Below are 23,256 nucleotides of genomic sequence, written 5' to 3' on the forward strand. Positions count from 1 at the left end.
CTATGCGAACCGATGCCCCCGCCCGGTCGTCGCAAAAGGTTAACGCGCCGCGCTGCGCCGCTCAAGATTGTGCGGACGAACCGAGGCTCTGGTTCGGCGAACGTCTAATCGGGGATGGGCAGGCTGGCCCGCATTTGACCCCACCCGTTCGTTTCGAGCGAAGTCGAGAAACGCATTCCGGGCGCCCAGCCCAGGTTTCTCGACTTCGATCGAAACGATCGGATTGGGGGACGAATTTAAAGTCGGTAATTGAAGCTGATGCTCAGCCGTTCGGATTTGGCCGCATTGGGCATGACTTCGTGGCGCAGCCAGCTTTCCCACAGGAAGATCGTGCAGACCTGCGGTTCGGCATAAACGAAGGGCGCCAGGTCTTGCGGTGCGTCGGGCAGGCGGGTGGGGGCGGCCATCAGCATTGGCAGGCGCGGGTCTTCGAGTTTCAGCGCGCCTGATCCTGGCGGGACCGCGATATAGAGCGTGCCGGAGACGACGCTGTGCGGATGGATATGCCCCGAATGGGTGCCGCCGGGTTTGAGGAGATTGACCCACAGGCTGTCGAGCTTGAGCTTCCGGCCGCCGAGATCGAACGCGCATTCCTTGGCAAAGGCCGCGACGTGGCGGTCGAGATGGCGTTTGAGATCGCCGAACCGCGGGTCGCGGGTGGGCAGGTCGTTCAGTGAGGCGTAGCTGGTGTACCCGCGATAGCCGTGCTCCTTCGACCAGGCGCGCCCGGCGCGATCGTCCACCGCCAGCTCGCGGATGGCGTCGTCCAGTTCGTCGATCAGGTCGGCGTCGGCGAGCGGCGCTTCGTAGAAACGGGTGGCGAACAGGCTGCGGGTGGGCATCGTTGATCCATCTATTCAGCGCAGCTTCCCGTTAGCGTTTAATTACCATTTGAGCCACAACCTGCGGGTCGCTTTCGAAAGGGAAACCGGAATGTCTATCGTTGCGAGCGCGCTGATGGGATGGGCAGGGTATTTGCTGACAGCGGGGTGCCCGACCATTCCCGACATGACGCCCATACTGCATGCGGAGGTTCCTGATGACCTCGGCAATGACATCGCTGTTGAGATCGAAATTATCGCTGTTCCCCGGACGGCACCCCGAGGAACTTACGAAGCTCGGGTCGAAAGGGTCATCAAGGGCGAGGGAATCGGCAAACGAATTCAGTTTCGATCCAACTCGATTTCGAGTTGTGACGCATTTCCCGGCGTAGGCGCTCGCGGCATATTGGTCGGCAACATCGTCCAGCGCGATCATGGAGAATTGCTGATGAGCATCCGACGAGCGCGATTTGGCGGCGCGGCGAAGGTGAACTGATCCAGCCAGTTCACATCGCTCTCAATCCTGCAACCGCATCGCCACATCGTTCATGAACCGCACGTCGTCGCCCTTGGCCAGCCAGTCGGCTTCGCCCGCGATCGCGCCGAGCAGGTCGGAGAGCGCGTCGATTTCGGTCTTGTGGTAATTGCCGAGCACATAGCCGGTTACCCGGTCCTTGTGCCCCGGATGGCCGATGCCGATGCGGATGCGGCGAAAGTCGGGGCCGATATGCTGGTCCATCGAGCGAAGACCGTTATGCCCCGCGGTGCCGCCGCCCTGTTTGACCTTCAGCTTCATCGGCGCAAGGTCGAGTTCGTCGTGGAACGCGGTGACGTCGGCGGGGGTGAGTTTGTAGAAGCGCATTGCCTCTCCCACCGACTGGCCCGATTTGTTCATATAGGTGGCGGGTTTGAGCAGGATGACCTTCTCGCCGCCCAGCCGCCCTTCCTGGGTCCAGCCCTGAAACTGTTTGCGCGGGGGGGAGAAACCGTGGACCGCGGCGATCGCGTCCAGCGCCATGAAGCCGACATTGTGCCGCTGCATCGCGTGTTCGGGACCGGGATTGCCCAGACCTACCCAGAGTTGCATCGGTTCTTTCTCTCCGTGGGATCGGGGGAGCACGAGCGGCTACTCACTCCCCTTTAGCCGTTCGTTTCGAGCGAAGTCGAGAAACGCGCGCTTGGCGCTCTGGTCACGTTTCTCGACTTCGCTCGAAACGAACGGGGTGGAGAGCAAAAAACGAAAAGGGGCCGAAGCGTGTGGCTCCGACCCCTTTTGATATTGCCGGAATGGCCGAGCGCTTATTCGCCCTTGGCTTCCTCGCCCGCTTCTTCCGAAGCGTCGTCCGACTGTTCGGTCGCGGGCACTTCGTCCGCAGCCGCTTCGGTCGTCGTGTCGCCTTCTTCGCTCTTCAGCGCCGACGGTGCGACGACGGTCGCAATGGTGAAATCGCGGTCGGTGATCGCCGAGGTCACACCCTTGGGAAGGGTGACCGCCGAGATGTGCAGCGAATCGCCGACTTCCAGGCCGGTCAGGTCGATTTCGATCTGGTCGGGGATCGACGATGCGTCGCACACCAGTTCGAGTTCATGGCGCACGACGTTGAGCACGCCGCCCTTTTTCAGGCCCGGCGACGCTTCTTCGTTCTGGAAGCTGACCGGTACCGCGACGGTGACGGTTGCGTGAGCCGAAATGCGCAGGAAGTCGACATGGACCGGGCGGTCGGTGACGACGTCGAAAGTCACGTCCTTGGGCAGGGTGCGGATCGCGGATTTGCCCGCGCCGTCGATCATGACGACCGAGTTCATGAAGTGACCGGTCATCAATGCCTTCATCAGCGCCTTCTCTTCGAGATGGATGCTGACGGGTTCCTGCTTGTTGCCGTAGATTACGGCGGGGACGCGGCCTTCACGACGAAGCGCGCGGGAGGCTCCCTTGCCAACCCGCTCGCGCGTCTCGGCCGACAGAGTAAGCTGTTCGCTCATTGTCGCTGCTCCGAAATTGCGCTTGAAAAGATTTCAATCGTTCATCGCCGTGCCCAGCCTCCAGGGATGACCCGGACACGACAAGCGCGCGCCTATAGGGGATCGGCGGGGCGGGGGCAAGGGTGGGCGTCTTTGGTTTGGATGACCAGCGTCATCCAAACGGTAGCGGCACCGGCCCACTCCCCCACCCGGCCGCCCACAGAATATTCTGGATGGGAGGCCGGGTGGGGGAGTGGGCCGGTGCCGCTACCATCCGCGTGAGCGGATCAAATCAATGCACGAACCGCGCGACCACATCCCGATAGCTGCGTGACACCTTCACGCTCGCACCCGAATCCAGCACCAGGAAACACTCGCCATTGGTGTGCGGCTTCACCTGCTTTACCAGGTCGAGATTGACGATGGTGGACCGGTGAACGCGCTGGAACCGCCGCGGATCGAGGCGTTTTTCCAGATCCTTCATCGTTTCGCGAAGGATCAGCGTGTTGTCGCCGGTGTAGATGCACATGTAATCGCCCGCCGCGTCGATGCGTTCGATCGAATCGACATCGACGCGGAAGATCTGCCCGCGATCCTTGATGTTGATGAGCTTTTCGAAGCGGCTGGCGGCGTGCTGGTCGTCGCCCGATGCGGCGGCCATGTCGCCTGCCGCCTCCGGTGCGACCTCGGCGAGCACTTCCTTCAGTTTCTCGACTTCGGCTTGCCCGCGCTTTTCGGTCAGGCGCTGGCGAATGCGGTCGAGCGTGTCGGCGAGCCGCGCTTCCTCGACCGGCTTCATCAGATAATCGGCGGCCTGCGCCTCGAACGCGCGGATCGCGTGGTCGCTATAGGCGGTGACGAACACGAACAGCGGCGGTTCGACCTCCATCAGCCCCTGAACGACGGAAAAGCCGTCGAAGCCGGGCATCTGGATGTCGAGGAAAACCAGATCGGGCTTGTGCGTCTTGATCGAACGGATCGCCTCTCGGCCGTTCGAGCATTTGTCGATGATCTCCACGTCCTCATGGGCGGCGAGCCGAAGCTCAAGTCCCTGGATCGCAAGGGGTTCGTCATCGACGAGAATAGTGCGGATGGTCATGCTGCCTCGCGTTTCGACTCTTCAATCTGGAGCGGAATCTCAATCTCTACGCGGAAACCACCCCCAGGGTTCGATCGCGTATCGATACGGTGGTCCGGCCCGAAAGCCTGCGCCAGCCGTTCCCTGATATTGGTAAGGCCCACTCCGGTTGAAAGGGTTGGACGCTTTTTCTGGCCGATCAACCCCGGACCGGTGTCCGATACGGTGATGTGCACCCGTTCCCCGGCGAGCCGCGCCTCGACGGCGATTTCGGCGCCTTCCTCCTGCGGGGTAACGGCGTATTTGATCGCGTTTTCGACCAGAGGCTGGAGCAGCAGCGAGGGCAGGCGGGCGCGTTCGACGCGCGGATCGACCTCGAACCGCGGACGCAACCGGTCGTCGAAGCGCATCTTTTCGATTTCGAGATAGAGTTTCAGCGTCTCCACCTCCTGCGCGACGGTGACGTTGGCGGTGGGCTCGTTGGCGAGTGTGTAGCGCAGGAAGGACGACAGGCGGCTGAGCATTGCGTTGGCGCGCTCGGTCTGTTTGAGCAGCACCAGCGTCGAGATGGAATTGAGCGTGTTGAACAGGAAATGCGGATTGAGCTGGTAGCGCAGCATCGCGAGCTGCGCCGACGATGCCTGGCTTTGCAGTGCCTCAAGCCGATCGATCTGTTCTTCGACGATCAGGTAGAAATTGATCCCGAAATAGAGCGCCGACCAGCCCGATAGCACCATGAAGCACAGGAAGACGGTGCCGAGCAGCAGATTGAGCGTGATCCCCGGATCGGCGTTTCGGATGAGCGAAAAGACGAAGGCGTTGATGACCGCGAACAGGAAGGTGGCGGCGGCCAGCGTCGCAATCGTCAGGAAGATGCCCGACCAGCGCGACAGACGGCGGTAATAGCCGTAGAGCGCCGACAGGAGCATCGTCAGGCAATAGCCGGTGATCGCCTCGATCGTGACGGCGATCAGCCCTTCGACGCTGAAATTGTTCGACACGCTGGAAGCGGTACGCAGGATCAGATAGCCCGCCCAGCCGATCGCCTGGAGCATCCAGAAGGCGCGTGCCTTGTCCTCGAAAAACGGGCGGGTGATGAGGCCTGGTCGCATCGTCGTCCTTCAATCCATGCGCGGTTCCCAACCACAAATCGGCTGACAGCGCCATAGAAAGGCGTCATCCTGCCGCCAAGCGCGCGACGATGTGCGCATAGAGGAGAGGATGGCATGGACCATCAGCATGGCGGCGACCGCGCGGGCTTTACCGCGATGGAGCATGGCACGCAGCAGGACTGGGCGATCATCGGCGGGCATTTCGGGCAATTCTCGAAAGGGCTGGCCGACCGCGTGCTGGCGCATCTGAAGCTGCTCGACGGCGATTATGGCGGGTTTCCGGTCGATCGGCTGGAGCATAGTTTGCAAACCGCAACGCGCGCGCATCGCGACGGGCGGGGCGAGGATTATGTCGTCACCGCGCTGCTCCACGACATCGGCGATACGCTGGGCAGCTATAACCATCCCGAAATCGCCGCCGCGATCCTGCGGCCGTTCGTGTCGGAGGAGCTGCACTGGATCGCCGACAAGCACGGCATTTTCCAGGGCTATTATTTCTTTCACCATCTGGGGATGGACCGCGACCTGCGCGAAGGCTTTCGCGGCCATCCGCATTTCGAGGCGACGGCGGAATTCTGCCATCAATACGACCAGTCGGCCTTCGACCCGGCCTATGACAGTGCGCCGCTGTCCTTCTTCGAACCGATGGTCCAGCGGGTCTTCGCGCGGCCGATCAACAGCATCTACGCCAGGGCGACCGAAGCCGCCTGATCGGTCACCCGACCGCCGCCCAAAAGAAAACCGCCGCCCCATCGCTGGGACGGCGGTTTCTTTTTTGCTTTGTTCCGGGTGACTTAGAAGCCGACCACGAACGAACCGACGATCGCGCGGGGCGGGCCGATGTTCACGAAGGCCGATGGGGTGGTGATGCCGCCCGATGCCGAACCGATATACACTTCGTCGAACAGGTTGGTGACGTTCAACTGGAAGTAGCTGCGTTCCAGGCCTGCACTCGCCAGCGAGTAGCGGACGTCGAGATCGACGACCGTATAGCCGGGCAGAACGGCATTCTCGCTATTGATGTCGTTCAGGAAACGGCTGCCAGTGCGCTTGACCTGGCCGCCGATTTCGACCGGACCGAACGAACCCTGAAGGCGTGCGCCATAGGTGTGCTTCGGGCTACCCGCTTCGAACTTTCCGGCGGTTGGGAAGAAGAACTGCGCGCCGACCGTGGTGCAACCGTTTGCGCCCGCAGTGACGTTCGCGGCAGTACAAACGCCGCCCAGCACATCTTCCTGAATTTCCGAGCGCAGGTACGAACCGAAGACATAAGCCGTCAGCCACGGCGTTGGCGTCACCGATACGCTGCCATCGACGCCATATTTCTGCACTTCGCCCAGGTTGCGCTGAATGCTGCAGTCGCAATCGGGGTCATAGGCGCTGGCAAGGCGGTTGTTGTATTTTGTGAAGAAGCCACCGACCTGCGCCTGAACAAAGCCGGTCTGATAACGGAGTCCGGCGTCGAACGAGTCCGACAGTTCGGGGTCGGGCTGCGCTGCCGGGTTGCTCTCGGGCAGGAACAGCGAGGCGTAGAGCGTATCGGTCCCGGGCACCGAGATGTTCTTCGCATAGCTGGCGTAGAAGCTGGCTTCCGGCGTGAACCGATAGGTGAAACCGACGTTCGGCAGCAGCTTGTCGTAATTATATTTGCGTTCCTGCGGACGAGCTCTGTCCGGGAACGCTGCCGCATAAGCCGCGACATCAGTTGCCGCGACGCAGTCCACATTGCCGTTGCTGGCGGTGGTGAAACAGCGCTGATCCAGATCGCGGGTGAAGAACGGCGCGCCCACGCCCAGATTGACGATCAGGCGATCGTCGAAGAATTCGCCGCGATATTCTGCCGCGATCCGGTGCAGCGTGGCAAAGGACAAACGGTCCCGCTTTTGCACGATATTGCCGTTGCCGTCGCGAACCGGATCATTGATCGGGAACACGTCGAACGGCTCGCCGTCGCGGAACACGAAGCCGAGTTCGCCGGTCTGGCGATGGCGTGCACGGTCGAATGTGTAGGACAGACGAATGCGGTTATTGTCGTCAATTTGATAGGACAGGTTGGTGATGACGCCATAACGACGCGTCTGGGTCTGGCTGGGCGAAATCAGCGTGACGCCGGCGGTGTTGGAAGAGCCAGAGCAAATCGCGCCAACCGCACAGGAGTCGAGGACGTCGCCGTCGCCATTCAGATCGCGACCGAGGTAATATTGGCCGCCGATAAAGCCGAGATAGTTGCGACCTGCAATCGTGCGAAAGCCTTCGCGGCCCACGATGGTGCCGCCGCCATTGGCCTTCACATACTGAAAGCTGGGATCGACGGTCAGGGTCAGTCCATCGGTGATGCTGAAGCGCGAATTGCCGCGGATGTTGCCCGTATTCGACGGATTGTAGCGACGCTCAAACGCGGTGCCGCAGGCGTTGGTCACATCCACAACGCCCGCTTGGGGTTCGTCGGTCAGGCAGGGGAAGCCGCCATTGACATTGTAGAATCGCGCACCGGGGCTGGCAGCGAAATTCAGGTTGTTGTTGGGCGAACCGTTAAAGTTGTTGCGGTTTTCGTTGTAATGGCCCGACACCGAGATGAAGTCGCCGTTGGTGCCGATATCCTGATAGATCCGGCCGTTATACTGCTGCTTTTCATTGCGGCCGTAATTGGCGAACGTTGCCTTGTTGGTCGCATAGGAAGCAGAGAACCACGCCTTGGTGCCGAAACCGGTGAAGTCGCCGGTGTCGATCATGCCGAACACGCGGTGATAGGGGCGGCTGCCGGGGTCTCCGCGCGCGATAAGGTCGCCGTAGCTGGCGCTGAACAGCGCGCCGATGGTGTCGCTGGGAACCCGCGTGCGAATGTTGATGGTGCCGCCGACAGCCGATGCGGTCGGGCTGTCGACGTCGGTCGAGCCCAGCGCGACGGTGACCGAATCCAGCGTTTCGGGATCCTGCTGCTGGTTGGTGTACAGCGCATAGTTGCCCGAATCGTTGAGCGGAATGCCGTCTACCGTCTGCGAGATGCGGTCCGCGCCAAAGCCGCGGATAGTGAAGCTGCCGCCCTGCGAGCCGAACGGATCGTTGTTGGTGAAGCTGACGCCCGGCACCAGGTTGATCATTTCGTTGACGGTCTGACCCGGCGTCTGGCGCAGCATCAGTTCGCGGTCGACCTGCACTTTCGACTTGGGCGAATCGGGAATGACGATCCCGCCGACGTTTCGGTCAGCAGTGCCGGTGACGACGATGTCGGCACCTTCTTCGAAATCGAGCGAGCCGGTCGACTGTGCGAAGGCGGCCGCAGGCATGGTCAGCGCGGCAAAAGCCACGCTCGCGAAAAACTTCGTGCGCATGTGTGTCCCCTGGTGGAGCGAGAAATATCGGCTGCGGTGTGTTTGCTTCACCGTCTAGCAGGCCCCTTGGGCGCGATTTATTTCGAGTCTGTTACATGCGGCAAGAGAGGGTCGGGCTTTGTCACAAACCGTTGCAAAAACGCATCACCCCGCCGATGCCACGATTCGTCCCCATTTCGCTTCGTCGATCACCTCAACCCCCAGCGATTCCGCCTTTTTGAGTTTTGAGCCCGCACCCGGACCGGCCACCAGCAGGTCGGTCCTGGCCGATACCGATCCCGATACCTTGGCGCCCAGCGCCTCCGCCTGCGCCTTGGCTTCGTCGCGGCTCATCGTCTCCAGCGTGCCGGTGAACACCACCGTCTTGCCGGAAACCGGCGATTCGCGGGTTTCGTGGATCACGTCGGACGGCGCGACGCCCGCTTCCGCCAGATGGTTCAGCGCGTCGCGGTTATGCGCTTCGTCGAAGAAATCGAGCAGCGCATTGGCGATTTCGGGACCGATTCCGGGGGTATCGATCGCCTCGACCACCGCCTTGTCGCGGCGCTGGGCGAATTTACGGTCGGGTTCGGCGGGCGTGGGCTGGAGCGAAGTTCGGATTGCGCGCGCCTCGTCGATGCGGGCGGTCAGGTTCGCCCAGCTCGTATAGCGGCGTGCCAGGTCGCGCGCAGTGACTTCGCCGACATGGCGGATGCCCAGGCCGAACAGGAAGCGGTCGAGCGGCGCATTGCGCTTGGCGGCGATGGCGGCGACGAGGTTATCGGCGCTGACCTCTGCCCAGCGTTCGCGTTTGAGCAGGTCGTCGCGGCTAATAAGGAAGATGTCGGCGGGCTCGGCGATCAGGCCATCGGCGACGAACGCTTCGATATGGGTCGCGCCCAGTCCTTCGATATCGAGCGCGTGGCGCGAGGCGAAGTGCCGCAGCCGTTCGATGCGCTGGGCGGGGCAGATCAGCCCGCCGGTGCAGCGATAATCGACTTCGCCTTCCTCGCGCGTTGCCGCCGATCCACAGGCCGGGCATTCGGTGGGGAAGGCATAGGGGGCGCGCTGTTCGTCGCGCGTCAGATTCTCGACGATCTGGGGGATCACATCGCCGGCGCGTTGCAGCACCACGCGGTCGCCGGGGCGCACGCCCAGCCGCTCGATCTCGTCAGCGTTGTGGAGCGTCGCATTGCTGACGATGACGCCGCCGACGCCGACCGGCTCCAGCCGCGCAACCGGGGTCAGCTTGCCGGTGCGCCCGACCTGAATGTCGATGCCGGTCAGCGTGGTCTGCGCCTTCTCCGCCGGGAATTTGTGCGCCAGCCCCCAGCGAGGCGCGCGCGCGACGAAGCCCAGCCGTTCCTGCCAGTCGAGCCGGTCGACCTTATAGACGACGCCGTCGATGTCGTAGGGAAGGTCGGCGCGCTTCGCCTCGATCCGGCGGTAATGCGCCAGCGCCGGTTCGATCTGCTTGCACTGGACCAGCAGGTCGCTGACCGGCAGGCCGAACGCGGCGATCGCCTGCATCATGCCATATTGGGTTTCGGCGGGGAGCGCCGAGACCTCGCCCCAGCCATGCGCGAGGAAGCGCAAGGGGCGGCCGGCGGTGACGCGCGCGTCCTTTTGCCGCAGCGAACCGGCGGCGGCGTTGCGCGGGTTGGCGAAGATCTTGCCGCCGTTCGCCGCCTGACGCGCGTTGAGGTCGGCAAAATCGGCTTTCGACATATAGACTTCGCCGCGCACCTCGAAAATGTCGGGCGCGTCGCCGGTCAGCGTCTGGGGGATGTCGGCGATGTGCGCGACATTGGCGGTCACGTCCTCGCCGGTCTGGCCGTCGCCGCGGGTCGCGGCCATGACGAGCCGCCCCTGTTCGTAACGCAGCGAACAGGACAGCCCGTCGATCTTGGGTTCGGCGGTAAAGGCGACTCGCTCGTCCGGCCCCAGTTTCAGGAAACGCCGGATGCGGATGACGAACTCGACGACTTCCTCCTCGCCGAACGCGTTTTCCAGGCTGAGCATGGGGCGGGCATGCTGGACCTTGGACAAAGGCGATGCGACGACCGGCGCACCGACCGCGAGCGACGGCGAATCGCTGCGGACCAGATGCGGGAAGGCGGCCTCGATCGCCTGATTGCGGCGGACCAACGCATCGTAATCGGCATCCGAAATCTCCGGCGCGTCGTCGGTGTGATAGCGGCGATTGTGGTGCGCGATGGTGCCGGCCAGCGCCTCAAGCTCGGCAGCGGCTTGTTCGTCGGTGCTCGGGATCGCCTGCGTCATGACCGGCAGCGGTAGAGCCGCGAAGGGCCGGGGATCAAGCCCGCTTCAACATCCGGCTCTGCTGCTGCGGCGCCAGGCGGTCCATGTTGAACGGCTGGTCGAAACCGATGCCGGCGAGCGGCCCGCGCGCCCAGCGCACCGATGCGCCGAACATATGGCCTTCGATCAATTCGATGCGGACCGCCATGCCGATCGCGGTTTCGGGAAATTCGATACCGTCGATCAGCGCGCCCGCACTCGACATGTTGCGTATGCGGATTTCGCCCGACTGGTCGCCGACGTCGAGCCGCGCGCGGCGCAGCATCTTGACCCGCGGCGGACGGCTGATCCGATACCCTTCGGGCTGGGCGACGCCGTTATGCGCGGTCAGGTGGTCGACGACCTGATCGGACTTGCGCGGCTTGCCATAGACATAGCCCTGGATATGCGTGCAGCCCAGATCGCGGATCAGTTCGATTTCGTCCTGGATTTCGACGCCTTCGGCGGTCGTTTCCATGCCCAGCGTATCGGCCAGCGTGACGATTGCCTTGATGATCGCGGCGTTGCGATTGCCGGGAACGGCGGCTCCCTTCACAAAGCTCTGGTCGATCTTGATCTTGTCGAACGGCGCGTGGCGGAGATAGCCGAGCGAGGAATAGCCGGTGCCAAAATCGTCGAGCGCCAGACGCACGCCAACGCCCTTCAAGGCGGCAAACATCGCTTCCGACGAGGAATCGTCGGTCAGGAACACGCCTTCGGTGATCTCAAGCTCCAGCCGGTCGGGCGACAGTCCCGATCGTGCAAGCGCGTTGGTGACGATCGTCGGGAGCGAGGGGTTGGCGAACTGGACCGGCGAGACATTGACCGCGACGCGAACGTCGGCGGGCCAGGTCGCGGCCTCTGCACAGGCGGTGCGCAGCACCCATTCGCCGATCGATTCGATCAACCCCGATTCCTCGGCGATCGGCACGAAATCGGCGGGGCTGATCGGGCCGTGGACGGGGTGATCCCAGCGGATCAGCGCTTCGTGCCCGACGATGCGCTGGGTGCGGATCGACACGACCGGCTGATAGACGAGGTGAAGCTGGTTCTGGGTCAGCGCGAGGCGAAGATCGTCCTCCAGCCGTTTCCTGACCTGTGCCCCGGCCAGCATTTCGGGCTTGTAGAAGCGGTGGACTCCGCGCCCGTCGGCCTTGGCGGCATAGAGGGCGAGGTCGGCGTTGCGGGTCAGCCCTTCGGAATCCTCGCCATCGTCGGGTGCCACCGCGACGCCGATCGAACAGCCGATCGAAATCGACGAACCCGACAGGAAATAGGGCTGCGACAGCGAATCGATGATGGTGCGCGACAGGGTGGACAGATCGTCGCGGTGGCGGCCGTTGGGAATCACCACCTGAAACTCGTCGCCGCCCAGCCGCCCGACCAGCCCCAGTTCGCCGACCGCGCGTTGCAGCCGCTGCGCGACCTGTTTCAGCAACAGGTCGCCGGTCTGATGCCCGAGCGTGTCGTTCACCTGTTTGAACCGGTCGAGATCGAGCAGGAACAATGCGGTCGAGCGATAGGAGGCGCGTCCCTGTGCCAGCGTCTGGTCGAGCGACAGTCGCATCCGTTGACGATTGGCGAGTCCGGTCAGCCCGTCGAACATCGCGAGCTTGGTGATTTCAGCTTCCGAACGGCGCTTGGCGGTCAGGTCGCTGCCATGACCGACGAACCCCTGGAAATGACCGAGCGGATCGATCAACGGCCTGCCGGAAATCGACCACCAGCGGTCCTCGGCACCGTCAGAGGCGTCGGTGGGTGCCGGCCGGATTGAATATTCGGCGAACGAGGTCCGCGACGACATATGAAAGACGAGCGTGCGTTCGGTGTCGGGCGAATCGCTGTCGATCTGAAAAATGTCGGTCAGCACCTGGCCCAGTGGGTCGATGCCCGTGCTTTCGCGAATTTCCGTCGCGACTTTGGCGGTCAGGTAGGTCAGGCGCCCGGCGCGGTCGGTTTGCCAGAACCAGCCCGATCCCATTTCCTCGAACGCACGCAGCAGCGAGAGCGCTTGCTGGCCCCCTGCGAACGCTTCTTCGCGAGGCGAACGCTGGTCGGGGTCGCGCGCCGTCCCGCGCCGATCGTTCAGACCGTTCCTGATTGCCTCGAGCATGCCCGCCATCGCCAAGCACTAGCAGCCAAGAGTTTGCCAAATCCTATATGGCTTGCGAAAAACTTGTCGTCGGTCGGGCGCGACCGCTAGGGGGCAGGGACACCAGCCAAATCCGAGCGAGCCCATGACCGTCACCATCCGCGAAGCCGACCTGATCGAAAGCGTCGCCGACGCGCTGCAATTCATCAGCTATTACCACCCGATGGATTATATCCGCGCGTTGGGCGAGACGTACAAGGCCGAGCAATCGCCCGCCGCCAAGGACGCGATCGCGCAGATCCTGACCAATTCGCGGATGTGCGCGGAGGGGCATCGCCCGATCTGTCAGGATACCGGCATCGTCAATGTGTTCGTCAAATGGGGGCAGCAGTGCCGACTGGAATCGGACAGGAGTTTGCAGGAGGTCGTCGATGAGGGCGTCCGTCGCGCGTATCTTCACCCTGAAAACAAGTTGCGTGCCTCGATCCTCGCGGACCCGGCCTTCACCCGCCGCAACACCCGCGACAATACGCCGTGCGTCCTGCACGTCGAAATGGTGACGGGCGCGACCGTCTCGATCGACGTTGCGGCCAAGGGCGGCGGCAGCGAAAACAAGTCCAAGTTCAAGATGATGAACCCGAGCGACTCGATCGTCGACTGGGTGCTGGAGATGATTCCGCAGATGGGCGCAGGCTGGTGCCCGCCGGGGATGCTGGGCATCGGCATCGGGGGCACTGCCGAGCATTGCGTGTTGCTCGCGAAAAAGTCGCTGATGGAACAGATCGACATGGGGCCGCTCAAGGCGCGCGGCGCGCAAAATGATCTGGAAGCATTGCGGATCGAGATTTTCGATAAGGTCAATGCGCTGGGGATCGGCGCGCAGGGGCTGGGCGGGCTTTCCACGATCCTGGACGTCAAGATTCTGGATGCGCCGTGCCACGCAGCGGGCAAGCCCGTGGCGATGATCCCCAATTGCGCCGCCACGCGCCACGCGCATTTCACGCTGGACGGATCGGGTCCGGTCTATCTGGAGGCGCCCAAGCTCGACGAATGGCCCGACGTCAACTGGACGCCCGACAAGGCGTCGATCCGCGTCGATCTCGATACGCTGACGCCCGAAGTGGTGCAGTCATGGAAACATGGTGACCGGCTGTTGCTCAACGGCAAGATGCTGACCGGACGCGACGCCGCGCACAAGCGGATCGCCGACATGCTGGCCAGGGGCGAGACGCTGCCGGTCGAGTTCGCGGGCCGCGTCATCTATTATGTCGGTCCGGTGGATCCGGTGGGCGAGGAAGTCGTCGGCCCCGCTGGCCCCACCACCGCGACGCGCATGGACAAGTTCACGCGGATGATGCTGGAGCAGGGCCTGCTCGCGATGGTCGGCAAGGCGGAACGCGGCCCCGCCGCGACCGAGGCGATCAGGGATCACCAAAGCGCGTACCTGATGGCAGTCGGCGGTGCCGCCTATCTGGTGGCGCGCGCGATCAAGGGATCGAAGGTCGTCGGCTTCGAGGATCTGGGCATGGAAGCGATTTACGAATTCGAGGTCGCAGATTTCCCCGTAACGGTAGCGGTCGACGCGGCGGGCGAGAACGTTCACCACCTCGCGCCCCTGGTGTGGCGGGAGAAGATCGCGAAGGAAGGGTTGTTGGAAAAGGCCTGACCACCGTGCCCTGTGAAAGCAGAAGCGCTGGGATCTCACTCCCCTCGACCGGCCTGGTCCGCCAGCTCGTGCAGAGCGTCGGTAAGGTCGCCTGCATCGTCAGGATCGCGCCGGGTGCCAGCAGCAGTGCATAGAGGATACGCCGCGGTTCGTTGGTCCCCAGCCCGACCATCACGGCGATGCCAATGAACGCGGCCAGCGCGAACACCGTGCACGCCGCATAGGCAAACAGGAGGGCGCGGCGGCGCATGTCGCGGTCATATTCGTCGAGCGTCAGGCTGCCCCATGCCTTTACCGGTCCGAAAATCGGGACGAAGGCCGCGCCGAGAAAGCCGACCAGCGCGACGAGCGGCCCCAAAATCTGCGGACGCTCGCCAAAAACCATTAGTCCGGCACCTGCGAAATAGGGCGGCAAGCGCGATTAGCGGCAGCCAGCGCAGATGTCGCCGCTGGCTGTCGTCCTGGCGTTCGAATACTTCCAGCGCGCTGGGGATGCCGGTCCAGCGCACGCTGTCGTCCAGCCGCTCCGGGATCGGCTTGCGCTTCACGCTTCGTCCTCTGCGTCATCGCCCTCAGGCGGGTGGGGCACCAGCAGTTCGGCGAAAAATACCGGCAGCGTTGCGGCGATGATGAGGAACGACCAGCCGAGCGCATGCCACTGGCGGGGGCGCACGGGCGCAGGCCAGCCGAAGATGCTCGCCAGCCACAGCCAGACGAACAGCGCCGTCGCCATCAGGATGACGACGCGGAACGCGCGCGTGGTGGCCGCCGCCAGCGCGGCGCGTTCATATTCGTCGAACGCCGACAGGCCTCGCGCCGTCATCCAGGTGGTGCGCGCAAAGGGCGACTGGGTGACGCACAGCACCAGCAACAGCGACATGGCGAACAGGGTCGACACGTTGCCGTCGGGATTTTCGTTCGCGGTGAAGATTTCGAGGAACGGCGGAAGCGCCGCGAACAGGATGCCGAGCGCCATCAGCGGCGCAAGCTTTCGCCGACGCGGTATCCGCTGCCCGTTCGCGGCCCATTTCAGCGGATCATAGCGTTCGCGCATCAAACATCTCCTGCGCGGCGCAGTGCGTCTGCGACCGAGGGGAAGGGGGTGAAGGAAAAGACCAGTTCGACCGGCACATCGAACGCGGCGGCGATCTTCATGCCGAGTTCGAGGCTGGGGGCGTAGTCGCCGCGCTCCAGATAGCCGATCGTCTGCGGATTGACGCCGACCGCGTCCGCCAGTTCGCGGCGGGAAAGGCCGCATGCGGTGCGAAACAGGGCGATGCGATTGTGCAAGTGAGGGATGCCTTGTGCGTATGATTCGTTGTCTATAAACAACAGATCGCGTTTTCGCACAAGTACTTTGACGCGCGGGGCGCTGGCGGGCAAAGGAAGCCATGCCCGCCGTCCGCCTTCATTCACCCCATTCGCCAGTCGCGCTGGCCGAGCGGTTGAAAGCGGCGCTTCCGGCGACGATGACCAGCGGTGCGCCTGCGCAGGTTACGGGATATGGGACCGAGGCGCGGATGACGCTCTGGTCGCACCGACCCAATTTCGCCAACAGTTTCAAATCGGTGCTGTCCGCGACAATCGAGGCGGATGGCGGCGGATCGGTGATCGAAGGGCGGCTGGGGGCGCACGCGGTGACGCGGATGTTCCTGTGGTTCTGGATGGGACTGGTGGTGATGTTCGGAGCTGGCGGGGTGCCGATCCTGATCCTTGCGCGACTGCCGCTGGTGATGGCGCTGCCGATGCTGGCGATTCCGGTGGCGATGCTGGCGATGGCCGGGCTGGTCTGGTGGATCGGGCGACGGTCGGCGCGCGCGGATGAGGCGCGCATCCTGGACTTTCTGAAAACGACGATTGACGCGCGCCCGTTCGCGGAAGCCGGGCGTTGAGGGGGCGATGATGCGCGTGTTGAAATGGGTCGGGACGGTGCTGCTGTGGCTGGTCGTCGTGCTGTGCCTGGCGGTGACGATCGTGCCGCGCTTCCTCGATCGCATCTATTACGAAGGCGCGGTCAGCGATCATTTCGACGGCGCGCGCTTCTTCAATCCCGACGATGCGGGGGATGACGGACAGTTGCCGGGCGGGCGCAGTCGCGGCAGCTTCATCTGGGGGCAGGCGACCGGGCAGGACGGGCGGCCGTCATGGCCATCCAGCGTGCCGGTCGCGCAAGCCAGGCCACCCGCGCGGGTTACGGGAGACGACATGCTCGTCACCTGGATCGGCCATGCGACGGTGCTGGTGCAGGCGGGCGGGATCAACATCCTGACTGACCCGATCTATGCCGAGCGAGCGGGGCCGTTCGGGATTTTCGGGCCGCAGCGGGTGACACGGCCGGGGGTGGCGTTCGACGACCTGCCGAAGATCGATCTCATGCTGGTCAGCCACAATCATTACGATCATCTCGACAAGCCGACGCTCAGGAAATTGTGGGATCGCGACCGGCCGCGTATCGTCACCTCGCTGGGCAACGACAGCGTGATCGCGCAAGCGGGCGTGCCCTCGACCGCGGTCGATTGGGGCGGGCGGGTCAGCATCGCGCCGGGCATCGACGTGATCGTCAACCGCAACCATCATTGGGGCAGTCGCTGGTTCGCCGACCGCAACCGGGCGCTCTGGTCGAGCTTCGTCGTGACGCTGCCCGGCGGCAACCTGTTCTTTGCGGGCGATACCGGCGCGGGCGATTACCGCTGGGCCGACGAGGCGCGCGCCTACGGCCCGATCCGGCTGGCGCTGATGCCGATCGGTGCGTTTCGTTTCGTACCGGGCCAGATGGCGACCGCGACGCATATCGGGCCGGTCGATGCGGTCGAGTTGTTCCGCCGGATGGGCGCCAGCCGCGGGATCGGCATTCACTGGGGCACGTATCGCTTGTCGGCGGAAGCCTATGACACGCCGCCCCGGCTGCTGGATGCGGTGACGGCGTGCGTGGGATTGCCGAATCCGATCGATACGGTGCCGATCGGCGTGCCGCAGCGGATTGCGGGTGGCGGGGATCAGAGCGTGGCCCCGCCTACGGATCGGGACGCGCTGATGGCGTGTCTGGATAACGATGCAGTGCGCGCGATGCGGTGAATTGCGATTACTCAACCCGTTCGCATTGAGTTTGTCGTCCCGAAGGGCGGCGTCAGCCAAATGCTGTCCTTCTTGGCCCGAAGAACAAGGACAGTGCTTCGACAAGCTCAGCACGAACGGGGGTTAGGGTTTTCCCGATTTTACGCCTTGCACTCGCCGGTGCGCTTGGCGCTGACCTTCATCGTCATCGTGCTGTTTTCGCCCGGCGCGGTGCCGCCTGCGCGCGTCAAGGTCGAGGTCACGTCATAGGCATCCGGCGAATAGCTGCCCTTTTGCGTCATTTGAAGCGTGCCCGCACCGTCGGGGGCGGGGCAGGTCATGTCGGCGTCGATCTGGCCGTCCTTCATGCGGAAATGCGCGAAGCGGCAGCGGTTGTTGGGATCGACATCCTGCGGTACCATCGCTTTTTTCGCGTCCTCTTCGGTCAGGCACTGGCTGTCGGTGTTCGCCTGGCCGATCTGTTGCTTGAGCATCGCGTTCATCGGCGAATCCTCGGGCACGCCCTCGACCTCGAGCGACACCAGTTGCGACGTCATTTCCCATTGTCCGGGGCGCTGCTGCTGGACCTTTACCGCTTCGGCGGCGACTTCGGCCATCGTCGCGTTCGACAGATCGACGCTGGGTTCGCCGATCCCCAGGCTGTCGCAGCCGGCAAGCGCGAACAGGGGTAGGGCAAGGGCAAGGGCGCGGGTCATCGGGTGTTCCTCGAATGTTTCATCCGCGCGTTGCGCGTGGCGCGCGACCTTCCCATATTTGCCCGCGATGGCAATCCAGATTCGCACCTCGCTCGACGAACCGGAAACGGGGCAGAGCTTCATTCCGCATCGCCCCGCCCGGCCCGACAAGGTCGAGGGCGGCAGGCGGTTCCGCCTCGCCAGCGAGTATCAGCCTGCAGGCGACCAGCCCGCGGCGATCGCCGAGCTGGTCGAGGCGGCGAAGAATGGCGAGCGCGACCAGGTGCTGCTGGGCGTCACCGGATCGGGCAAGACCTTCACGATGGCCAAGGTGATCGAGCAATTGCAGCGTCCCGCGCTGGTGCTCGCGCCCAACAAGATCCTCGCGGCGCAGCTCTACGGCGAGTTCAAATCGTTCTTCCCCGACAATGCGGTCGAATATTTCGTCAGCTATTACGACTATTACCAGCCCGAAGCCTATGTCCCGCGGTCGGATACGTACATCGAGAAGGAAAGCTCGGTAAACGAATCGATCGACCGGATGCGGCATTCGGCGACCCGCTCGCTGCTGGAGCGCGACGACGTGATCATCGTCGCGTCGGTGTCCTGCCTCTACGGCATCGGGTCGGTCGAAACCTATTCGGCGATGATCTTCGATTTGAAGAAAGGTCAGACGCACGACCAGCGCGAGATTGTGCGCAAGCTCGTCGCGCTCCAATACAAGCGCAACGATGCGGCGTTTCAGCGCGGCAATTTCCGCGTCAAGGGCGACACACTCGAAATCTTCCCCTCGCATTACGAGGACAGCGCGTGGCGCGTGTCGTTCTTCGGCGACGAGATCGAGGACATCGTCGAATTCGATCCGCTGACGGGGAAGAAGGTCGCGTCGCTGGCGTCGGTGCGCATCTACGCCAACAGCCATTATGTCACGCCCGGCCCGACGCTGAAACAGGCGACGCATGCGATCAAGCACGAGCTGGACGAGCGGCTGAAGGAGCTGATTGCAGAGGGCAAATTGCTTGAGGCGCAGCGGCTGGAACAGCGCACCAATTTCGACCTGGAAATGATCCAGGCGACGGGAAGCTGCGCGGGGATCGAGAATTATTCGCGCTTCCTGACCGGTCGTCTGCCGGGCGAGCCGCCGCCGACCCTGTTCGAATATCTGCCCGAAAACGCGCTATTGTTCGTTGACGAAAGCCACCAGACGGTCGGCCAGATCAACGGCATGTCGCGCGGCGACCATCGGCGCAAGATCACGCTGGCCGAATATGGATTCCGTCTGCCCTCGGCGATCGACAACCGCCCGCTTCGCTTCAACGAATGGGACGCGATGCGCCCGCAGACGACCTATGTCTCGGCGACGCCGGGCGACTGGGAGATGGAGCAGACCGGCGGCGTGTTCGTCGAGCAGGTGATCCGTCCCACCGGGCTGATCGACCCGCCGGTCGAGATCAAGCCGGTCGAGGAACAGGTGCAAGATCTGATCGTCGAGGTGGGGAAGACGACCGCGCTCGGTTACCGAACGCTCGTCACCACGCTGACCAAGCGGATGGCCGAGGACCTGACCGAATATATGCACGAAGCGGGAATCAAGGTCCGCTACATGCATAGTGACGTCGAGACGCTGGAGCGCATCGAACTGATCCGCGATCTGCGCATGGGCGTGTACGACGTGCTGATCGGCATCAACCTGCTGCGCGAAGGGCTCGACATTCCCGAATGCGGGCTGGTTGCGATTTTGGACGCGGACAAGGAGGGGTTTCTGCGGTCGGAAACCTCGCTGATCCAGACCATCGGGCGCGCCGCGCGCAACGTCGACGGGCGCGTCATCCTCTATGCCGACCGGGTGACCGGCAGCATGGAACGGGCGCTCAACGAAACCAATCGCCGCCGCGAGAAACAGCTGGAATACAACACCGCTAACGGCATCACGCCCGAGACGGTCAGGAAGCAGATCGGCGACATCATCGCCCATGTCGCGTCGAAGGATCAGGTGACGGTCGAGATCGACGAGGACCGTCCGCACATGGTCGGCCACAATCTGCGCGCCTATATCGAGGAACTCGAAAAGAAGATGCGCAAGGCCGCATCCGATCTGGAATTCGAGGAGGCCGGCCGGCTGCGCGACGAAATCCGCAGTTTGGAACAGGAAGAACTCGGCCTGCCCGCGGGCGAGCACAAGGCCCCGGTCATGGGCCGATCGAACGAAGGCAAGCCGGGCACCCGCAAGACGCGCTTCGGCAAGACGCAGCGGAAGTTTGGCGGAGGCGCGCGCAAGTAATGCTGTGGATAGCCAAAATCGCTGGCAGCGTGTAGCGCGAGCCGATGGCGACCAATGTTCCTGCGCGCGATCTGTCGCTCACACCCCATGCGAGCATGGACGACGACGCTGCGCGGGCGCTGGCGATCGTCGATCATGGGCTGGCCGACTGGGACGGGGGCGGGCGGTTCGACGATGTTGTCGGGTTGCTGTCCAGGATTTGCGACGCCCCGATCGTGCTGGTGTCGCTGGTCGAGCAGGAGGAGCAGCGCTTCCTGGGCAGGGCCGGGCTGGACGCGCCTTCGACGCCGCGATCCTCCAGTTTCTGCGCGCACGCGATGCGGATGCCCGACATCATGGTGGTGCCCGACGCGCAATCCGATCCGCGCTTCACCGGCAACCCGCTGGTCATCGGGGAGCCCGGCATCCGCTTCTATGCGGGCGCGCCGCTCGTCACCGCGAGCGGTATTCCGCTGGGTGCGATGTGCGTGATCGACCGCGTGCCGCGCGAAGGACTGACGCCGGTTCAGGCGGAAGCGATGCGGGTGCTGGCGCGCAATGTGATGACGATCATCGAGGCGCGGCGCGAAGCCGAGGCGCGCGATGTGATTGCACGGGAATTGGAGCACCGGATCAAGAATCTGTTCGCGCTGTTCCAGAGCCTCATCCATTTTTCGAGCGGACACAGCGATGCGGCGCTGATGCGCGACGAACTGATCGCACGGACGGCGGCGCTGGCAATGGCGCACGGCATGGTCGCCGCGGGGGAGGCGCCCGGCGCGACCGGACCGATCGGATTGCGCGCGCTGTTCGACACGCTGTTGGCCCCCTATCACGGTGCGGCAGGCGCGCGGCACAGCGTGTCGGGCGCCGATATCTCGATCCCCGCGCATCTTATTACGCCGCTGTCGCTGGTGTTTCACGAGCTGGCGACCAACGCCGCCAAATATGGCGCGCTGGCGCACGACGATGGCAGCGTCGCGATCGTGCTGGGGGGCAAGGGCGACTGCATTGCGATCGAATGGCGAGAACGGGGCGTCGCGCATGCGGGCGATGCGCCGACGCACAGCGGTTTCGGATCGCGCATGGTCGATACGGTGGTGCGCCGCCAGCTCGACGGCGTGCTGGACAAGCAATGGGACGCCGACGGCCTGGTGGTGCGGCTGGAGATGCCCCGCACGCCGTTCATTTGACCGCGCCGTTAATGGGATTAACACCTAATTCCGCCGCGCGGTGACCTCCGGTCGTCGTCGCCGTGCGATCGGGTGTTGAGCCTCGCCCACGCTTCCGCCATGCTGACGGCCATGCGTTTCAGTCTCTCCCCGCTCGTCGCGATCGCGCCCCTGGTTCTGCTTGCCGCTTGCGTGCGCCCGTCGGAGCCACCGCCTCCGCCTGAACCGGCTCCTACACCCGCGCCCGCACCGGCCCCCGTGCCCGCGCCGCCGCCCGCACCCAACTGGGCGGATCGCCCGGCAACGCCCGGCAACTGGACCTATGCCCGCGAAGGCGGCGGCAGCGTCGCGCGCTTCGGATCGCAATTCGCGATGCGCTGCGTCGGCGGCAACCAGATCGCACTCGAACGCGTCGGCGCGTCTGGCGCATCGTCGATGACCATCCGTACGACAAGCGCGACGCGCGCGCTGTCGGCGCGGGCGCAGGAGGGGAATGTCGTCGCAACGCTGCCCGCACGCGACACGCTGCTCGATGCGATCGGGTTCAGCCGCGGGCGGTTCGCGGTCGAAGTGGCGGGGACGCCTGGCCTGATCCTGCCGACCTGGGCCGAAGTGCAGCGAGTGGTGGAGGATTGTCGGCGCTGACGCATGGTTCAGCACAGACCGATGAGAATCGTATAATTCATCGAATAAAACAAGACTTGTTCTTCGCCCGAGTTTGATTCACCTTCGCATCGTGCTCAAGCGCACATTTCTAGGCTTCAACTAGCGAAAGGAGGTGATCCGATGTCTCATGGTTCAGCAATGGGGTCGGTTCAGTTCGTTCGGGAGACGCGCCGCTAATCGGATGCGTCGGACGGAAGCCCTCCGTCCGTAGCGATGCGGGAGGTATTCTCCTCCAGTCAACGCATCGAGGCATCTGCAACGCGGTTCGCATGGTCTCCCGGGCTGGAGCTCTCCGGCCGCTGACCATGTTTGGGGTCGCCGGGACCGTCGGGAGACGGCCTCGGCGACCTCTCTCATTTACGGGACGGCCGCAATGCCGCCCATGCGGCACTGCGAAGCGCAATTTTCTGTGCTTCGGTGCTCACGTGCCGGAAGCACGCTGCGCGCCGATGCTCGAAAGATCACCCTTCGCAGCCCCACCTGGGCGACATTTCGACCGTCCCTTGGGGATATTTGATAGCATCGTCATTGCGAGCGTAGCGAAGCAATGACGGGCGGGATTGTTGGCGGACTTACCGAACCGCCTTGGCGACCGCATCCAGCACGCCGTTGACGAAGCCCGCTTCCTTGCGGTCGTAAAAGGCGTGGGCGACGTCGAGATATTCGCTGATGATCGCGGCCTTTGGGATGTCGTGGCGGGCGATCAGTTCATAGGTGCCGCAGCGCAGGATCTGGCGCATCGGTTTGTCGAGCCGCTCCAGGCTCCAGCCTGCCGCCAGCCGCGCGGTGATGGCGGCGTCCACTTCGTTGCGGCGCGCATCGACGCCCTTTACGATATCGTCGAACAGGAGAATGTCGGCATCGGCATATTCGACATCCTCGATCGTCGCGCCCAGCCGATGCTGGTGGAATTCCCGCAGCAGCGCGGGGATCGCCGTCCCTTCCATATCGTGCTGGTACAGCGCCTGCACGGCGCCGAGACGGGCGGCGGCGCGGGCCTGGGTGCGGGTTTTCGAAGTCTTGCTAGGCATAGAGTTGGGTCCATAAACCCGTTTGTCCTCAGTAG

The 23,256-nt window shown here is 63.8% G+C and carries 20 protein-coding genes; 8 read left to right on the forward strand and 12 right to left on the reverse strand.

What is annotated here, in order from left to right; translation table 11 throughout:
• Positions 1–236: 236 nt before the first annotated feature.
• Complete coding sequence (locus tag ACX0GZ_RS07805) at positions 237–842, reverse strand: TIGR02466 family protein (protein ID WP_458815056.1); 606 nt, start codon at positions 840–842, stop codon at positions 237–239.
• Between ACX0GZ_RS07805 and ACX0GZ_RS07810 the strand changes: the two genes are divergently transcribed.
• Complete coding sequence (locus ACX0GZ_RS07810) at positions 835–1,317, forward strand: hypothetical protein (RefSeq protein ID WP_458815058.1); 483 nt, start codon at positions 835–837, stop codon at positions 1,315–1,317. The genes ACX0GZ_RS07805 and ACX0GZ_RS07810 overlap by 8 nt on opposite strands.
• Before the next feature lie 21 nt (positions 1,318–1,338).
• On the opposite strand, the gene pth is transcribed toward ACX0GZ_RS07810, so the two are convergent.
• From pth to ACX0GZ_RS07830, 4 genes are all read right to left on the reverse strand, one after another.
• On the reverse strand, positions 1,339–1,908 hold the full coding sequence (gene pth, locus ACX0GZ_RS07815) for an aminoacyl-tRNA hydrolase (RefSeq protein WP_458815060.1): 570 nt from the start codon (positions 1,906–1,908) through the stop codon (positions 1,339–1,341).
• 212 nt (positions 1,909–2,120) lie between these two features.
• Complete coding sequence (locus tag ACX0GZ_RS07820) at positions 2,121–2,804, reverse strand: 50S ribosomal protein L25/general stress protein Ctc (RefSeq protein ID WP_458815062.1); 684 nt, start codon at positions 2,802–2,804, stop codon at positions 2,121–2,123.
• Between the two features lie 271 nt (positions 2,805–3,075).
• Positions 3,076–3,882, reverse strand: a complete 807-nt coding sequence (locus ACX0GZ_RS07825; RefSeq protein ID WP_458815064.1) for a LytR/AlgR family response regulator transcription factor — start codon at positions 3,880–3,882, stop codon at positions 3,076–3,078.
• Positions 3,879–4,973, reverse strand: coding sequence for a sensor histidine kinase (locus tag ACX0GZ_RS07830; protein WP_458815066.1), 1,095 nt, complete (start codon positions 4,971–4,973; stop codon positions 3,879–3,881). The genes ACX0GZ_RS07825 and ACX0GZ_RS07830 overlap by 4 nt, the downstream gene beginning before the upstream one ends.
• A 114-nt stretch (positions 4,974–5,087) precedes the next feature.
• Between ACX0GZ_RS07830 and ACX0GZ_RS07835 the strand changes: the two genes are divergently transcribed.
• Positions 5,088–5,684 carry an HD domain-containing protein gene (locus tag ACX0GZ_RS07835; RefSeq protein ID WP_458815068.1) on the forward strand — a complete coding sequence of 199 codons (597 nt, stop codon included), beginning with the start codon at positions 5,088–5,090 and terminating at the stop codon, positions 5,682–5,684.
• A gap of 83 nt (positions 5,685–5,767) precedes the next feature.
• On the opposite strand, the gene ACX0GZ_RS07840 is transcribed toward ACX0GZ_RS07835, so the two are convergent.
• From ACX0GZ_RS07840 to ACX0GZ_RS07850, 3 genes are all read right to left on the reverse strand, one after another.
• Positions 5,768–8,305, reverse strand: coding sequence for a TonB-dependent receptor (locus tag ACX0GZ_RS07840; RefSeq protein ID WP_458815070.1), 2,538 nt, complete (start codon positions 8,303–8,305; stop codon positions 5,768–5,770).
• Between the two features lie 144 nt (positions 8,306–8,449).
• Positions 8,450–10,567 carry an NAD-dependent DNA ligase LigA gene (gene ligA, locus ACX0GZ_RS07845; protein ID WP_458815072.1) on the reverse strand — a complete coding sequence of 706 codons (2,118 nt, stop codon included), beginning with the start codon at positions 10,565–10,567 and terminating at the stop codon, positions 8,450–8,452.
• A 34-nt stretch (positions 10,568–10,601) separates the two neighbouring features.
• Positions 10,602–12,707, reverse strand: a complete 2,106-nt coding sequence (locus ACX0GZ_RS07850; RefSeq protein ID WP_458815074.1) for a putative bifunctional diguanylate cyclase/phosphodiesterase — start codon at positions 12,705–12,707, stop codon at positions 10,602–10,604.
• A 115-nt stretch (positions 12,708–12,822) separates the two neighbouring features.
• Between ACX0GZ_RS07850 and ACX0GZ_RS07855 the strand changes: the two genes are divergently transcribed.
• Positions 12,823–14,343, forward strand: coding sequence for a fumarate hydratase (locus ACX0GZ_RS07855; RefSeq protein ID WP_458815076.1), 1,521 nt, complete (start codon positions 12,823–12,825; stop codon positions 14,341–14,343).
• A gap of 544 nt (positions 14,344–14,887) precedes the next feature.
• Here the strand turns inward: ACX0GZ_RS07855 and ACX0GZ_RS07860 are convergent.
• Together ACX0GZ_RS07860 and ACX0GZ_RS07865 are read right to left on the reverse strand one after the other, a co-directional pair.
• The gene (locus ACX0GZ_RS07860) at positions 14,888–15,397 is read right to left on the reverse strand and encodes a hypothetical protein (RefSeq protein WP_458815080.1); all 510 of its coding nucleotides are present in this window, start codon (positions 15,395–15,397) and stop codon (positions 14,888–14,890) included.
• A complete protein-coding gene (locus ACX0GZ_RS07865; protein ID WP_458815082.1) occupies positions 15,397–15,633 on the reverse strand; it encodes a helix-turn-helix transcriptional regulator in 237 nt (78 codons plus the stop codon). Before ACX0GZ_RS07865 ends, ACX0GZ_RS07860 begins: the two co-directional genes overlap by 1 nt.
• 101 nt (positions 15,634–15,734) lie before the next feature.
• On the opposite strand from ACX0GZ_RS07865, the gene ACX0GZ_RS07870 reads away from it, so the two are divergent.
• Together ACX0GZ_RS07870 and ACX0GZ_RS07875 are read left to right on the forward strand one after the other, a co-directional pair.
• Positions 15,735–16,235, forward strand: coding sequence for a hypothetical protein (locus ACX0GZ_RS07870; protein ID WP_458815084.1), 501 nt, complete (start codon positions 15,735–15,737; stop codon positions 16,233–16,235).
• 7 nt (positions 16,236–16,242) lie between these two features.
• Entirely contained in the window at positions 16,243–17,418 is a 1,176-nt protein-coding gene (locus ACX0GZ_RS07875) for an MBL fold metallo-hydrolase (protein ID WP_458815086.1), read from the forward strand.
• Between the two features lie 140 nt (positions 17,419–17,558).
• On the opposite strand, the gene ACX0GZ_RS07880 is transcribed toward ACX0GZ_RS07875, so the two are convergent.
• Positions 17,559–18,113, reverse strand: coding sequence for a DUF3617 domain-containing protein (locus tag ACX0GZ_RS07880; RefSeq protein ID WP_458815088.1), 555 nt, complete (start codon positions 18,111–18,113; stop codon positions 17,559–17,561).
• 67 nt (positions 18,114–18,180) lie between these two features.
• Between ACX0GZ_RS07880 and uvrB the strand changes: the two genes are divergently transcribed.
• The 3 genes from uvrB (at position 18,181) to ACX0GZ_RS07895 (ending at position 22,169) form a co-directional block, all read left to right on the forward strand.
• A complete protein-coding gene (uvrB, locus tag ACX0GZ_RS07885) occupies positions 18,181–20,373 on the forward strand; it encodes an excinuclease ABC subunit UvrB (RefSeq protein WP_458815090.1) in 2,193 nt (730 codons plus the stop codon).
• Positions 20,374–20,417: 44 nt separating this feature from the next.
• Entirely contained in the window at positions 20,418–21,545 is a 1,128-nt protein-coding gene (locus ACX0GZ_RS07890; RefSeq protein WP_458815092.1) for a GAF domain-containing protein, read from the forward strand.
• A 111-nt stretch (positions 21,546–21,656) separates the two neighbouring features.
• Positions 21,657–22,169, forward strand: a complete 513-nt coding sequence (locus ACX0GZ_RS07895) for a hypothetical protein (RefSeq protein ID WP_458815094.1) — start codon at positions 21,657–21,659, stop codon at positions 22,167–22,169.
• A 593-nt stretch (positions 22,170–22,762) separates the two neighbouring features.
• On the opposite strand, the gene nusB is transcribed toward ACX0GZ_RS07895, so the two are convergent.
• Complete coding sequence (nusB, locus tag ACX0GZ_RS07900) at positions 22,763–23,221, reverse strand: transcription antitermination factor NusB (RefSeq protein ID WP_458815096.1); 459 nt, start codon at positions 23,219–23,221, stop codon at positions 22,763–22,765.
• Positions 23,222–23,256 lie beyond the last annotated feature (35 nt).

Source organism: Sphingomonas aestuarii, assembly GCF_054457155.1.

What these genes read in the sequence shown, in the direction of transcription:
- ACX0GZ_RS07805 (WP_458815056.1), bottom strand. Translation starts at nt 842, where the DNA reads ATGCCCACCCGCAGCCTGTTCGCCACCCGTTTCTACGAAGCGCCGCTC.
- pth (WP_458815060.1), bottom strand. Translation starts at nt 1,908, where the DNA reads ATGCAACTCTGGGTAGGTCTGGGCAATCCCGGTCCCGAACACGCGATG.
- ACX0GZ_RS07820 (WP_458815062.1), bottom strand. Translation starts at nt 2,804, where the DNA reads ATGAGCGAACAGCTTACTCTGTCGGCCGAGACGCGCGAGCGGGTTGGC.
- ACX0GZ_RS07825 (WP_458815064.1), bottom strand. Translation starts at nt 3,882, where the DNA reads ATGACCATCCGCACTATTCTCGTCGATGACGAACCCCTTGCGATCCAG.
- ACX0GZ_RS07830 (WP_458815066.1), bottom strand. Translation starts at nt 4,973, where the DNA reads ATGCGACCAGGCCTCATCACCCGCCCGTTTTTCGAGGACAAGGCACGC.
- ACX0GZ_RS07835 (WP_458815068.1), top strand. Translation starts at nt 5,088, where the DNA reads ATGGACCATCAGCATGGCGGCGACCGCGCGGGCTTTACCGCGATGGAG.
- ACX0GZ_RS07840 (WP_458815070.1), bottom strand. Translation starts at nt 8,305, where the DNA reads ATGCGCACGAAGTTTTTCGCGAGCGTGGCTTTTGCCGCGCTGACCATG.
- ligA (WP_458815072.1), bottom strand. Translation starts at nt 10,567, where the DNA reads ATGACGCAGGCGATCCCGAGCACCGACGAACAAGCCGCTGCCGAGCTT.
- ACX0GZ_RS07850 (WP_458815074.1), bottom strand. Translation starts at nt 12,707, where the DNA reads ATGGCGGGCATGCTCGAGGCAATCAGGAACGGTCTGAACGATCGGCGC.
- ACX0GZ_RS07855 (WP_458815076.1), top strand. Translation starts at nt 12,823, where the DNA reads ATGACCGTCACCATCCGCGAAGCCGACCTGATCGAAAGCGTCGCCGAC.
- ACX0GZ_RS07860 (WP_458815080.1), bottom strand. Translation starts at nt 15,397, where the DNA reads ATGCGCGAACGCTATGATCCGCTGAAATGGGCCGCGAACGGGCAGCGG.
- ACX0GZ_RS07870 (WP_458815084.1), top strand. Translation starts at nt 15,735, where the DNA reads ATGCCCGCCGTCCGCCTTCATTCACCCCATTCGCCAGTCGCGCTGGCC.
- ACX0GZ_RS07875 (WP_458815086.1), top strand. Translation starts at nt 16,243, where the DNA reads ATGATGCGCGTGTTGAAATGGGTCGGGACGGTGCTGCTGTGGCTGGTC.
- ACX0GZ_RS07880 (WP_458815088.1), bottom strand. Translation starts at nt 18,113, where the DNA reads ATGACCCGCGCCCTTGCCCTTGCCCTACCCCTGTTCGCGCTTGCCGGC.
- uvrB (WP_458815090.1), top strand. Translation starts at nt 18,181, where the DNA reads ATGGCAATCCAGATTCGCACCTCGCTCGACGAACCGGAAACGGGGCAG.
- ACX0GZ_RS07890 (WP_458815092.1), top strand. Translation starts at nt 20,418, where the DNA reads ATGGCGACCAATGTTCCTGCGCGCGATCTGTCGCTCACACCCCATGCG.
- ACX0GZ_RS07895 (WP_458815094.1), top strand. Translation starts at nt 21,657, where the DNA reads ATGCGTTTCAGTCTCTCCCCGCTCGTCGCGATCGCGCCCCTGGTTCTG.
- nusB (WP_458815096.1), bottom strand. Translation starts at nt 23,221, where the DNA reads ATGCCTAGCAAGACTTCGAAAACCCGCACCCAGGCCCGCGCCGCCGCC.